12 protein-coding genes and 1 tRNA gene are annotated in these 13,224 nt (G+C 67.8%); 10 read left to right on the top strand and 3 right to left on the bottom strand.

Features of this window, described 5'->3' with window-relative positions:
- Positions 1-30: 30 nt before the first annotated feature.
- Positions 31-666: an NAD(P)-dependent oxidoreductase gene (locus OG867_RS12250; protein ID WP_406284958.1), complete on the bottom strand. Its 636-nt coding sequence runs from the start codon at positions 664-666 to the stop codon at positions 31-33.
- An 87-nt stretch (positions 667-753) separates the two neighbouring features.
- Here OG867_RS12250 and OG867_RS12245 point away from each other — a divergent pair, with 87 nt between their 5' ends.
- Entirely contained in the window at positions 754-1,353 is a 600-nt protein-coding gene (locus OG867_RS12245) for a TetR/AcrR family transcriptional regulator (protein ID WP_406284956.1), read from the top strand.
- A gap of 3 nt (positions 1,354-1,356) precedes the next feature.
- Here the strand turns inward: OG867_RS12245 and OG867_RS12240 are convergent, their stop codons facing one another.
- Both OG867_RS12240 and OG867_RS12235 read right to left on the bottom strand, forming a co-directional pair.
- Positions 1,357-2,379 (bottom strand): adenosine deaminase, encoded by a 1,023-nt coding sequence (locus OG867_RS12240; protein ID WP_328901750.1) that lies wholly within the window; start codon positions 2,377-2,379, stop codon positions 1,357-1,359.
- A gap of 125 nt (positions 2,380-2,504) precedes the next feature.
- A complete protein-coding gene (locus OG867_RS12235) occupies positions 2,505-3,731 on the bottom strand; it encodes a pyridoxal phosphate-dependent aminotransferase (RefSeq protein WP_328901751.1) in 1,227 nt (408 codons plus the stop codon).
- Between the two features lie 225 nt (positions 3,732-3,956).
- On the opposite strand from OG867_RS12235, the gene OG867_RS12230 reads away from it, so the two are divergent.
- The 9 genes from OG867_RS12230 (at position 3,957) to rpoB (ending at position 13,196) form a co-directional block, all read left to right on the top strand.
- Positions 3,957-4,029 (top strand) — tRNA-Trp (locus OG867_RS12230).
- Between the two features lie 106 nt (positions 4,030-4,135).
- Entirely contained in the window at positions 4,136-4,420 is a 285-nt protein-coding gene (gene secE, locus OG867_RS12225) for a preprotein translocase subunit SecE (RefSeq protein ID WP_164398884.1), read from the top strand.
- Positions 4,421-4,491: 71 nt separating this feature from the next.
- Positions 4,492-5,334, top strand: a complete 843-nt coding sequence (gene nusG / locus OG867_RS12220; protein WP_328901753.1) for a transcription termination/antitermination protein NusG — start codon at positions 4,492-4,494, stop codon at positions 5,332-5,334.
- 175 nt (positions 5,335-5,509) lie between these two features.
- A complete protein-coding gene (gene rplK / locus OG867_RS12215) occupies positions 5,510-5,944 on the top strand; it encodes a 50S ribosomal protein L11 (RefSeq protein ID WP_018101261.1) in 435 nt (144 codons plus the stop codon).
- An 80-nt stretch (positions 5,945-6,024) separates the two neighbouring features.
- Positions 6,025-6,747 (top strand): 50S ribosomal protein L1, encoded by a 723-nt coding sequence (rplA, locus tag OG867_RS12210; protein ID WP_328901754.1) that lies wholly within the window; start codon positions 6,025-6,027, stop codon positions 6,745-6,747.
- 159 nt (positions 6,748-6,906) lie between these two features.
- A complete protein-coding gene (locus OG867_RS12205; RefSeq protein WP_406284951.1) occupies positions 6,907-7,830 on the top strand; it encodes a hypothetical protein in 924 nt (307 codons plus the stop codon).
- 292 nt (positions 7,831-8,122) lie between these two features.
- On the top strand, positions 8,123-8,680 hold the full coding sequence (gene rplJ, locus OG867_RS12200) for a 50S ribosomal protein L10 (protein WP_018101258.1): 558 nt from the start codon (positions 8,123-8,125) through the stop codon (positions 8,678-8,680).
- A gap of 84 nt (positions 8,681-8,764) precedes the next feature.
- Positions 8,765-9,148: a 50S ribosomal protein L7/L12 gene (rplL, locus tag OG867_RS12195; protein WP_328901756.1), complete on the top strand. Its 384-nt coding sequence runs from the start codon at positions 8,765-8,767 to the stop codon at positions 9,146-9,148.
- Between the two features lie 562 nt (positions 9,149-9,710).
- Positions 9,711-13,196, top strand: a complete 3,486-nt coding sequence (gene rpoB, locus OG867_RS12190) for a DNA-directed RNA polymerase subunit beta (RefSeq protein WP_328901757.1) — start codon at positions 9,711-9,713, stop codon at positions 13,194-13,196.
- The last annotated feature ends 28 nt before the right edge of the window (positions 13,197-13,224 follow it).

Genomic DNA, 13,224 nt, shown 5'->3' with positions numbered 1-13,224 from the left:
GCGCCCGGGGGCCCCGGGCGCCCCCGGGCTTCAGTACGCGACGCCCACGCCCTGCTTCACCGTCGCCGGGTCGCCGATCAGCGCCAGCATCGCGTGGGCCACGTCGGCCCGGGAGATGGACCGGCCGCTGCGCGGGTTGCCGCCGACGACCGTGCGGTAGGTGCCCGTCAGGGGCCCGTTCGTCAGCTTGGGCGGCCGCACCGACGTCCAGTCCGTGGCCGAGGCCCCCAGCGCCGCCTCCATCGCGGTGAGATCCGCGTACACCTCCTTGAGGACCGCGCCGATCATCGAGAGCATCATCCGGTCGAGCAGCGGCTCGCCGGCGGGCGTGGGGGCGACCGGGGCGGCGCTGACCACCAACAGCCGCCGGGTGCCCTCCGCCTCCATGGCCGTCAGCACGGCGCGGGTCAGCCGCTCGGCGATCCCGTCGGCCTTCCGACCCCTCGACCCGAGGCCGGAGAGGACCGCGTCCCGGCCCGCCACCGCCTCCCGCAGCGCCTCCGGGTCGTCCACCCGGGCGGCCGTGTGCACCGTGATGTCCGAGAGCGGGACCGCGAGCCGGGCGGGATCGCGGACCACCGCCGTCACCTCGTGCCCCGACGCCACCGCCTGGCGGACGATCTCCTGCCCGATACCGCCGGTCGCACCAAAAACCGTGAGCTTCATGGCACACCCCTTCGAGGTGGGTAAGTGTTCACTCACCTCTAGAGTGGGTGGGTAATCACTCACCCGTCAAGTCTTATCGGAGTGCTCATGGAGCAGAAGCCGGCCCGCGTCCGCCTCATCGACGCCGCCCACGAGCTCATGCTCACCAAGGGCCTGGCCCGGACCACCACCAAGGAGATCGCCAAGGCCGCCGGCTGCTCGGAGGCCGCGCTCTACAAGAACTTCCTCAGCAAGGAGGAACTGTTCGTGGTGGTCCTCCAGGAACGGCTGCCCAAGACCGACCTGCGCGAGCTCATCGCCGACCCGGGCGCGGGGGAGCGGTCGGTCGAGGAGAACCTGACCGACATCGCCCGCCAGGCCACCCTGTTCTACGAGCAGAGCTTCCCGATCGCCGCCTCCCTGTACGCCGAACCGAGGCTCAAGGAGCGCCACGACGCGGCCATGCGCGAGCTCGGCACCGGCCCCCACCTGCCCATCCGCGGCGTCGCCACGTATCTGCGGGCCGAACAGACCGCCGGCCGCGTCCGGCCCGACGCCGACACCTACGCGGCCGCCTCCCTGCTCCTCGGAGCCTGCGCGCAGCGCGCGTTCGCCTATGACGCCACGGAGGCCGGCGAACCGCCCCAGCCGCTGGACGACTTCGCGGCGTCCCTGGCCCGCACCCTGCTCGGCGGTCTCGCCGGCTGAGGCTCAGCCCACCGGCCCCGCCAGCCACGCGTCGACGCCCGCCAGCAGCTCCGCCCGCACCGGCTCCGGCGCCGTCGAGCCGCGCACCGACTGGCGGGCCAGCTCGGCCAGCTCCTCGTCGGTGAACGCGTGGTGGCGGCGCACCAGGTCGTACTGCGCGGCCAGCCGGGAGCCGAAGAGCAGCGGGTCGTCCGCGCCGAGGGCCATCGGCACCCCGGCGTCGAACAGAGTGCGCAGGGGGACATCGGCGGGCTTCTCGTAGACGCCGAGCGCCACATTGGACGCGGGGCACACCTCACAGGTCACCCCCGCCTCCGCGAGCCGGCGCAGCAGCCGGGGGTCCTCGGCGGAGCGCACACCGTGCCCCACACGGGCCGCGTCGAGGTCGTCCAGGCAGTCCCGGACGCTGGACGGGCCCGACAGCTCGCCGCCGTGCGGGGCGGCCAGCAGACCGCCCTCCCGGGCGATGGCGAAGGCCCGGTCGAAGTCACGGGCCATCCCGCGCCGTTCGTCGTTGGAGAGCCCGAAGCCGACGACGCCCCGGTCCGCGTACCGCACGGCGAGCCGCGCGAGGGTCCGCGCGTCCAGCGGGTGCTTCATCCGGTTCGCCGCGATGACCACCCGGATCGGCAGCCCGGTCTCGCGCGAGGCGGCGTCCACCGCGTCCAGGATGATCTCGATCGCCGGGATCATCCCGCCGAGCAGGGGCGCGTACGAGGTGGGGTCGACCTGGATCTCCAGCCAGCCGGAGCCGTCCGCCACGTCCTCCTGGGCGGCCTCGCGCACCAGGCGCTGGATGTCCTCGGGGGCCCGCAGGCAGGACCGGGCGATGTCGTACAGCCGCTGGAAGCGGAACCAGCCCCGCTCGTCCGTGGCACGCAGCTTGGGCGGCTCGCCGCCGGTCAGGGCCTCGGGCAGCCGCACCCCGTACTTGTCGGCGAGCTCCAGCAGCGTCGTGGGCCGCATCGACCCGGTGAAGTGCAGGTGCAGGTGGGCCTTGGGCAACAGACGTACATCACGCTCCATCCCAAGATCCTGCCGCACGGACGGGGCGGGCCGGTAGCCGCTTTCCCCATCGAGTTGCCCTCGAACGCGAAAGCGACCCCTGGTCCAGGAACCGGGGGTCGCTTTTACGGGAAGGGGGGCGGGGATTACGCCTTCGCCTCGCCCAGCAGCTTCTGGAGCCGCGAGACGCCCTCGACCAGGTCGTCGTCGCCCAGCGCGTACGACAGGCGCAGGTAGCCCGGCGTGCCGAACGCCTCGCCCGGGACGACCGCCACCTCGGCCTCGTCCAGGATCAGCGCGGCCAGCTCCACCGAGGTCTGCGGGCGCTTGCCGCGGATCTCCTTGCCCAGCAGCTCCTTGACCGAGGGGTACGCGTAGAACGCGCCCTCGGGCTCCGGGCAGAACACGCCGTCGATGTCGTTGAGCATCCGCACGATGGTCCGGCGGCGCCGGTCGAAGGCGGTGCGCATCTCGGCGACCGCGTCCAGGTCCCCGGAGACGGCGGCCAGCGCGGCGGCCTGCGAGACGTTGGCGACGTTGGACGTGGCGTGCGACTGGAGGTTGGTCGCGGCCTTCACGACGTCCTTGGGGCCGATGATCCACCCGACCCGCCAGCCGGTCATCGCGTACGTCTTGGCGACGCCGTTGACCACGATGCACTTGTCGCGCAGCTCGGGCACGACCGCCGGGAGCGAGGTGAACTTCGCGTCCCCGTAGACCAGGTGCTCGTAGATCTCGTCCGTCATCACCCAGAGGCCGTGCTCGACGGCCCAGCGGCCGATCGCCTCGGTGTCGGCCTCGCTGTAGACCGCGCCGGTCGGGTTCGACGGGGAGACGAACAGGACGACCTTCGTACGCTCGGTACGGGCCGCCTCCAGCTGCTCCACGGAGACCCGGTAACCGGTGGTCTCGTCGGCGACGACCTCCACCGGGACGCCGCCGGCCAGCCGGATCGACTCGGGGTAGGTGGTCCAGTACGGGGCCGGGACGATGACCTCGTCGCCCGGGTCGAGGATCGCGGCGAACGCCTCGTAGATCGCCTGCTTGCCGCCGTTGGTCACCAGGATCTGGGACGCGTCGACCTCGTAACCGGAGTCGCGCAGCGTCTTCTCCGCGATGGCGGCCTTGAGCTCGGGGAGCCCGCCCGCCGGGGTGTAGCGGTGGTACTTCGGGGTGCGGCACGCCTCTACGGCGGCGTCCACGATGTAGCCGGGGGTCGGGAAGTCGGGCTCGCCGGCACCGAAGCCGATCACCGGGCGGCCGGCGGCCTTGAGGGCCTTGGCCTTGGCGTCGACGGCGAGGGTGGCGGACTCGGAGATGGCACCGATGCGGGCGGAGACCCGGCTCTCGGACGGAGAAGTAGCAGCGCTCATGGCCCCCATGCTCGCAGACCGTTTTCCGCGTCGGCACGGGGGTTTCAGGGACCGGACAGCACTCGGACAGCATGCGGACACGAAGCGACCAGGAGCGATCAGCAGCTTTCTGTTCGACGCCGGGCCGCTGAGCACGTACACTCTCCTGTCGTTGGCCTTCATCAGCCGCACCGTTCCTGCACTCGGGTCATCCGGGAACATGCGGTAGGTTGGTGGAATCCACAAAGGGTCGTAGCTCAATTGGTAGAGCACTGGTCTCCAAAACCAGCGGTTGGGGGTTCAAGTCCCTCCGGCCCTGCTACACACTCCTTCGCCGGGATGTGTGCGCATGTACGTACTTCAATGCACCGCCGTGCGGCTCCACCGGGCGCGGCACGGCCATGACCCGGAATCAGGTGAGAAGCGTGACGGACGCCGTGGGCTCCATCGACAAGCCTGATGCCGAGGACGAGGCCCCCGAGTCGAAGAAGACTCGGAAGGGCGGCAAGCGCGGCAAGAAGGGCCCTCTGGGCCGTCTCGCGCTCTTCTACCGCCAGATCGTCGCGGAGCTCCGCAAGGTCGTCTGGCCGACGCGCAACCAGCTGACGACGTACACCAGTGTGGTGATTGCGTTCGTCGTCGTCATGATCGGCCTCGTAACCGTGATTGACTTCGGTTTCGCGCGGGTCGTCAAGTACGTCTTCGGCTGATCCACGCGAAGGGCGCCTGATGGGCGCCCCTTTCGCATGTTCCACCCATATGTATCCAGGAAGAAGCCACCGTGTCTGACCCGAACCTGAACGACGCCGTCGAGCCGACGGCGGGCGCCTTCGAGTCCGCCGAGGACGAGCTCGACATCGTCGAGACGGCGGACGCCGAGGAGTCGGACCAGGCCGAAGCCGCCGATGCCGACGAGGCCCCCGAGGCCGGCGACGAGGCGTCCGAGGACACCGCCGAGGAGACCGCGGAAGCGGCCGACGAGGAGGAGGCCGAGCCGGCCGAGCCCGTCGACCCCGTCACGGCCCTGCGCGAGGAGCTTCGCGGGCTGCCGGGCGAGTGGTACGTCATCCACACGTACGCCGGTTACGAGAAGCGTGTGAAGGCCAACCTGGAGCAGCGCGCCGTCTCGCTGAACGTGGAGGAGTTCATCTATCAGGCCGAGGTGCCTGAGGAGGAAATCGTCCAGATCAAGAACGGCGAGCGCAAGAACGTCCGCCAGAACAAGCTCCCGGGCTACGTCCTGGTGCGTATGGACCTGACGAACGAGTCCTGGGGCGTTGTCCGCAACACCCCCGGCGTCACCGGCTTCGTGGGCAACGCCTACGACCCGTACCCGCTGACCCTGGACGAGATCGTCAAGATGCTCGCTCCCGAGGCCGAGGAGAAGGCCGCCCGCGAGGCCGCCGAGGCCGAGGGCAAGCCGGCTCCGGCCCGCAAGGTCACCGTCGAGGTCCTCGACTTCGAGGTCGGCGACTCGGTCACCGTCACCGACGGCCCGTTCGCGACGCTGCAGGCGACGATCAACGAGATCAACGCCGACTCGAAGAAGGTCAAGGGCCTGGTCGAGATCTTCGGTCGCGAGACCCCGGTCGAGCTGAGCTTCGACCAGATCCAGAAGAACTGAGCTTTCCGCCCGCTTCTGGACACATGCCTACCGAGCAGGTCAGACAGGCTCTCGCAGCCGGTCTGACCTGCTCGGTTTTTGGTCGCACGGCTATACCCGTTATCGTTGTGCGGTATGCCTGCATCCGGATGACCGGATGACGGCGAAAACTCTCACTAGGACCCGGAGAGAGCACATGCCTCCCAAGAAGAAGAAGGTCACGGGGCTTATCAAGCTCCAGATCAACGCCGGTGCGGCCAACCCGGCCCCGCCGGTCGGCCCCGCACTGGGTCAGCACGGCGTCAACATCATGGAGTTCTGCAAGGCATACAACGCCGCGACCGAGTCGCAGCGTGGCATGGTCGTGCCGGTGGAGATCACGGTCTACGAGGACCGCTCCTTCACCTTCATCACCAAGACTCCGCCGGCCGCCAAGCTGATCCTCAAGGCCGCGGGTGTGGAGAAGGGCTCCGGCGAGCCGCACAAGACCAAGGTCGCCAAGCTGACGGCTGCCCAGGTCCGCGAGATCGCCACGACGAAGCTCCCCGACCTGAACGCCAACGACCTCGACGCCGCGTCGAAGATCATCGCTGGCACCGCCCGTTCCATGGGCATCACGGTCGAAGGCTGATTCAGCCCCACGCCCTCAGTGGTAGGACCGGCGCTGGTCCGCACCACGACTCCACACTCTGAAAACCATCAGGAGTAGAAGTGAAGCGCAGCAAGAACCTCCGCGCTGCGGACGCCAAGATCGACCGGGAGCGCCTGTACGCCCCGCTTGAGGCCGTCCGTATCGCCAAGGAGACCGCCACCACGAAGTTCGACGGCACCGTCGAGGTCGCCTTCCGCCTGGGTGTTGACCCGCGCAAGGCCGACCAGATGGTCCGCGGCACCGTGAACCTCCCGCACGGCACCGGCAAGACCGCCCGGGTCCTGGTCTTCGCGACCGGTGACCGTGCTGCGGCCGCGGAAGCCGCCGGCGCCGACATCGTCGGCTCCGACGAGCTCATCGACGAGGTGGCGAAGGGCCGTCTGGACTTCGACGCCGTCGTCGCGACCCCGGACCTCATGGGCAAGGTCGGCCGCCTCGGCCGCGTGCTCGGTCCGCGTGGTCTGATGCCGAACCCGAAGACCGGTACGGTCACCCCCGATGTTGTGAAGGCTGTCAACGACATCAAGGGCGGCAAGATCGAGTTCCGCGTCGACAAGCACTCGAACCTGCACTTCATCATCGGCAAGGTCTCCTTCGACGAGACCAAGCTGGTGGAGAACTACGCAGCGGCGCTGGACGAGGTCCTCCGCCTCAAGCCGTCCGCGGCGAAGGGCCGTTACATCAAGAAGGCCGCCCTGGCGACCACGATGGGCCCCGGCATCCCGCTGGACTCCAACCGCACCCGTAACCTCCTCGTCGAGGAGGACCCGGCCGCCGTCTGAGCCTCCGCGCTCGTACGACCGTCGTGTCACGTGTGACATAGGACGGGCCCCGCAACCTTTCGAGGTGCGGGGCCCGTCCTCATTCGTACGTGGACATGACTGTCGGAGCCCTGCGTTAGCGTGGGTCACCGAGAGTCGAACGAGGGGTGGGAATCACAGATGTTGACCAATACCGTACGGCGCGTGGGTCTGTCCGTCGCTGTGGCGGCGGCGCTGACCTCGGTCGCTGCCTGTGGCGGATCGGACGACGGGGGTACGAGCAAGGGCTCCGGCAAGACGGAGAGCCACGGCAATTCCGTGGTGAAGGTCGACCCGATCGCCGCGCTGGTGGCCGTACAGAAGAAGACCGGCCAGGCGCACTCGGCGCGGATCGAGGGCGACACCTCCATGGGCAGCACGATGTCCATGAAGCAGTCGGGTGTCATGGACTGGTCCGACGGGATCACCGGCTCCATGAAGATCACGTACACCGGCGGCACCATGGGCGACGCCATGAAGAAGCTCGGCAGTGACGGCACGATGGAGGCCCGCTACTTCAAGGACGGGTACGCGGCCGACATGGGCGAGACCCTGGCCCAGCAGACCGGTGGCAAGCGCTGGATCAACTACAGCTACGACGACCTGGAGAAGATGGCCGGCGCCTCCGGAGCGGCGCTGAAGGACCAGATGCAGAACAGCACCCCCGAGCAGGGCGTGAAGTCGCTGCTCGCCTCCGGTGACGTGAAGAAGGTCGGTCAGGAGGACGTGCGCGGCGTCAGCACCACGCATTATTCGGGCACGGTCGACGTCGCCGAGCTGACCGCCAAGAACAGCAACCTGGACGCCGACGACCTCGCCGCGTTCAAGAAGCAGCTGGCGGACGCGGGGATCACCACGGAGACCGTCGACGTCTGGGTCGACGAGAACGACCTGCTGGTGAAGAAGACCGAGCGCGGCGAGATGAAGACCGGCGAGCTCAACTCCACGGTCTACTACAGCGACTACGGCACCAAGGTCTCCGTCGAGCGCCCGCCGGCCGCCCAGACCATCGACTTCTCCGAGTTGCTGAAGGAGCAGGGGGCCACCGCAGGGGCCGCCTCCTAACCCGGTGCCGGCGAGTTCAAACCTCCCGGCACCACCCGGAGCGGGACGGATTTGCCCGGCGCGACCCGAGTCGCGTACTCTCCTTTAGAAGCCAAAGACCGCTGGTCGTTCCTTGAATCCGTGATGGATTCGGGGAACCGAAGGCTCCGTTGATGCGGACGACCTGCGCAGGTGACTGTGGAGAGCTCCCGGACTTCGTTCGGTCGAGCTACGCCCTGGCGCCTGCGCCGGGGCGTTTCGTCTTTCCGGTCCCTTTCGAGCGGTCCTCATCACCCGGAAGGAGGCCGACGCTATGGCTAGGCCCGACAAGGCTGCTGCGGTAGCCGAGCTCGCGGACCAGTTCCGCAGCTCGAACGCCGCCGTGCTGACCGAGTACCGGGGTCTCACCGTGGCACAGCTCAAGCAGCTGCGCCGTTCACTCGGTGAGAACGCCCAGTACGCCGTGGTGAAGAACACGCTGACCAAGATCGCGGCCAACGAGGCCGGGATCGACACGCTGGACGACCTGTTCGCAGGTCCGACGGCGGTTGCCTTCGTCACCGGTGACCCGGTGGAGTCGGCGAAGGGTCTTCGTGACTTCGCCAAGGACAACCCGAACCTGATCATCAAGGGCGGTGTCCTTGATGGCAAGGCGCTGTCCGCCGATGACATCAAGCAGCTCGCGGACCTCGAGTCCCGCGAGGTTCTGCTCGCCAAGCTGGCCGGTGCCATGAAGGGCAAGCAGACTCAGGCTGCGCAGCTCTTCCAGGCGCTGCCGTCGAAGTTCGTCCGCACCGCGGAAGCGCTTCGCGTCAAGCTGGAGGAGCAGGGCGGTGCCGGTACGCCGGCTCCCGCCGAGGCCGCCGAGTAATCACGCTCAGCGGTCCAGCGGGCCCCACGTACGCCCGCCGACATATACATCCGGCACCTGCCGAATAGTGGAAGGACGCCTGTCATGGCGAAGCTCAGCCAGGAAGACCTGCTCGCTCAGTTCGAGGAGCTCACCCTCATCGAGCTCTCCGAGTTCGTGAAGGCTTTCGAGGAGAAGTTCGACGTCACCGCCGCCGCGGCCGTCGCCGTCGCGGGCCCGGGCCAGGCCGGCCCGGCCGCCCCGGTCGAGGAGGAGAAGGACGAGTTCGACGTCATCCTCACCGCTGCCGGTGACAAGAAGATCCAGGTCATCAAGGTCGTGCGTGAGCTGACCTCCCTCGGCCTGAAGGAGGCCAAGGACCTCGTGGACGGCGCCCCGAAGCCCGTCCTCGAGAAGGTCGCGAAGGACGCCGCGGAGAAGGCTGCCGAGTCCCTCAAGGGCGCCGGCGCCTCCGTCGAGGTCAAGTGACCCGAGGAGTCCTCTGACTCCTCAGGACCCCCGTGCCGCGAGGCGCGGAGTCACATCGCGAAAGGCGATCACCCGTACGGGTGGTCGCCTTTCGGCGTACCGGAGGAGGGTGCCTTGCCCTTGCCGTGTTGACGAGTATGGTGATCTTCGCCGTGCGCCTCTCGCGGGGCACGAGGGCGGCCGGGGCCGAGGGGGCCCTTGACGAACCGCACGCGGCGCGCAATTCTCAAGGCGCGTCGCCGAATCGATCCGGATCCGAGGCATGGATCGATGGCGAAGCGGGCAGTAAAGAAAAGCGCACCTCGCGCAGGGCTGGACATAGGTGTTGAGAAGAGCTGTTGAGAGCAACGCGGGTCTCTGAGAACCCCGACTGGACATCAGTGTGGCACTTGGCTACACTGACCCTTTGCGCTGCCTGTTAGCTGCCTCCTGCCCGTCACCAGGGGCATACCCATCCTGAGCATCGTGGGCCGATCTTCCCTGACCGGGGATTTTCTGCCCTCATGTCCAATTTGGGACCGGTACGCGCGTAGTGAGTCCGAGCCCTCGGAAGGACCCCCTCTTGGCCGCCTCGCGCAACGCCTCGACCGCGAATACGAACAACGGCGCCAGCACCGCCCCGCTGCGCATCTCTTTTGCAAAGATCAAGGAGCCCCTCGAGGTTCCGAACCTCCTCGCGCTGCAGACCGAGAGCTTTGACTGGCTCCTCGGCAACGCCGCCTGGAAGGCTCGCGTCGAGGCTGCTCTGGACAGTGGACAAGACGTCCCCACCAAGTCCGGCCTGGAGGAGATCTTCGAGGAGATCTCTCCGATCGAGGACTTCTCCGGGTCGATGTCGCTCACGTTCCGCGACCACCGCTTCGAGCCCCCGAAGAACTCGATCGACGAGTGCAAGGAGCGCGACTTCACGTTCGCCGCCCCGCTCTTCGTCACGGCCGAGTTCACCAACAACGAGACCGGCGAGATCAAGTCCCAGACGGTCTTCATGGGCGACTTCCCGCTCATGACCAACAAGGGCACCTTCGTCATCAACGGCACCGAGCGTGTCGTGGTGTCGCAGCTGGTCCGCTCGCCGGGTGTCTACTTCGACTCCTCGATCGACAAGACGTCCGACAAGGACATCTTCTCCGCCAAGATCATCCCCTCCCGGGGTGCCTGGCTGGAGATGGAGATCGACAAGCGCGACATGGTCGGTGTCCGCATCGACCGCAAGCGCAAGCAGTCGGTCACCGTCCTCCTGAAGGCGCTCGGCTGGAGCACCGAGCAGATCCTTGAGGAGTTCGGCGAGTACGAGTCCATGCGCGCCACCCTGGAGAAGGACCACACCCAGGGCCAGGACGACGCGCTGCTCGACATCTACCGCAAGCTCCGCCCGGGCGAGCCGCCCACCCGCGAGGCCGCTCAGACGCTGCTCGAGAACCTCTACTTCAACCCGAAGCGCTACGACCTCGCGAAGGTCGGCCGCTACAAGGTGAACAAGAAGCTCGGCGCGGACGAGCCGCTGGACGCCGGCGTGCTCACCACCGACGACGTCATCGCGACCATCAAGTACCTGGTCAAGCTGCACGCCGGTGAGACCGAGACGGTCGGCGAGTCCGGTCGGACGATCGTTGTCGAGACCGACGACATCGACCACTTCGGCAACCGCCGCCTGCGCAACGTCGGCGAGCTCATCCAGAACCAGGTCCGTACGGGTCTCGCCCGTATGGAGCGTGTCGTGCGCGAGCGCATGACCACCCAGGACGTCGAGGCGATCACGCCGCAGACCCTGATCAACATCCGGCCGGTCGTCGCCTCCATCAAGGAGTTCTTCGGCACCAGCCAGCTGTCGCAGTTCATGGACCAGAACAACCCGCTGTCGGGTCTCACCCACAAGCGCCGTCTGTCGGCTCTTGGCCCGGGTGGTCTGTCCCGTGAGCGGGCCGGCTTCGAGGTCCGAGACGTGCACCCGTCCCACTACGGACGCATGTGCCCGATCGAGACCCCCGAAGGCCCGAACATCGGTCTGATCGGTTCGCTCGCCTCGTACGGCCGCGTCAACGCGTTCGGCTTCATCGAGACGCCGTACCGCAAGGTGGTCGACGGCCAGGTCACCGACGAGGTCGACTACGTCACCGCCGACGAGGAAGACCGTTTCGTCATCGCCCAGGCGAACGCGACGCTCTCCGACGAGCTGCGCTTCACCGAGCCCCGCGTCCTGGTCCGCCGTCGTGGCGGAGAGGTCGACTATGTGCCCGGCACCGAAGTCGACTACATGGACGTCTCGCCGCGCCAGATGGTGTCCGTCGCCACCGCGATGATCCCGTTCCTGGAGCACGACGACGCCAACCGTGCCCTCATGGGCGCGAACATGATGCGCCAGGCCGTTCCGCTCATCAAGAGCGAGGCGCCGCTCGTCGGCACCGGCATGGAGTACCGCTGCGCCACCGACGCCGGTGACGTGCTGAAGGCCGAGAAGGACGGTGTGGTCCAGGAGGTCTCCGCGGACTACATCACCGTCACGAACGACGACGGTACGTACACCACGTACCGCATCGCCAAGTTCATGCGCTCCAACCAGGGCACCTCGGTCAACCAGAAGGTCGTCGTCGCCGAGGGCGACCGCGTCATCGAGGGCCAGGTCCTCGCCGACGGCCCGGCCACCGAGTTCGGTGAGATGGCGCTCGGCAAGAACCTGCTCGTGGCGTTCATGCCGTGGGAGGGCCACAACTACGAGGACGCGATCATCCTGTCGCAGCGCCTCGTGCAGGACGACGTCCTCTCCTCGATCCACATCGAGGAGCACGAGGTCGACGCCCGTGACACCAAGCTCGGCCCCGAGGAGATCACCCGGGACATCCCGAACGTCTCCGAGGAGGTCCTCGCCGACCTGGACGAGCGCGGCATCATCCGTATCGGTGCCGAGGTCGTCGCCGGCGACATCCTCGTCGGCAAGGTCACGCCCAAGGGTGAGACCGAGCTGACCCCCGAGGAGCGCCTGCTCCGCGCGATCTTCGGTGAGAAGGCGCGCGAGGTCCGCGACACCTCGCTGAAGGTGCCGCACGGCGAGATCGGCAAGGTCATCGGCGTCCGCGTCTTCGACCGCGAAGAGGGCGACGAGCTGCCGCCGGGCGTGAACCAGCTGGTCCGCGTCTACGTCGCGCAGAAGCGCAAGATCACCGACGGTGACAAGCTCGCCGGCCGTCACGGCAACAAGGGCGTCATCTCGAAGATCCTGCCGATCGAGGACATGCCGTTCCTGGAGGACGGCACCCCGGTCGACATCATCCTCAACCCGCTGGGTGTCCCGTCCCGAATGAACCCGGGACAGGTCCTGGAGATCCACCTCGGCTGGCTCGCCAGCCGCGGCTGGGACGTCTCCGGCCTCGGTGACGAGTGGGCCAAGCGCCTGCAGGTCATCGGCGCCGACCAGGTCGCCCCCGGCACCAACGTCGCCACGCCCGTCTTCGACGGTGCGCGCGAGGACGAGATCTCCGGTCTCTTCGAGGCCACGATCCCCAACCGCGACGGCATGCGTCTGGTGCAGCCCTCCGGCAAGGCCAACCTGTTCGACGGCCGCTCCGGCGAGCCGTTCCCGGACCCGGTCTCGGTCGGCTACATGTACATCCTCAAGCTGCACCACCTGGTCGACGACAAGCTCCACGCCCGTTCGACCGGCCCGTACTCCATGATCACGCAGCAGCCGCTGGGTGGTAAGGCGCAGTTCGGTGGGCAGCGATTCGGTGAGATGGAGGTGTGGGCCCTTGAGGCTTACGGCGCCGCTTACGCCCTCCAGGAACTGCTGACGATCAAGTCCGACGACGTCACCGGCCGCGTGAAGGTCTACGAGGCGATCGTCAAGGGCGAGAACATCCCCGAGCCGGGCATTCCCGAGTCCTTCAAGGTGCTCATCAAGGAAATGCAGTCGCTCTGCCTCAACGTGGAGGTGCTGTCCTCGGACGGCATGTCCATCGAGATGCGCGACACGGACGAGGACGTCTTCCGCGCGGCGGAGGAGCTCGGTATCGACCTGTCCCGGCGCGAGCCGAGCAGCGTCGAAGAGGTCTGACGGGTTGGCCGGCCGGATCCCCGTGATC

It is taken from the genome of Streptomyces sp. NBC_00209 (assembly GCF_045206345.1).
Classification (GTDB): domain Bacteria; phylum Actinomycetota; class Actinomycetes; order Streptomycetales; family Streptomycetaceae; genus Streptomyces.
Note: the sequence above shows the minus strand (reverse complement) of the source record. Positions and strands in the feature narration are given on the sequence as shown.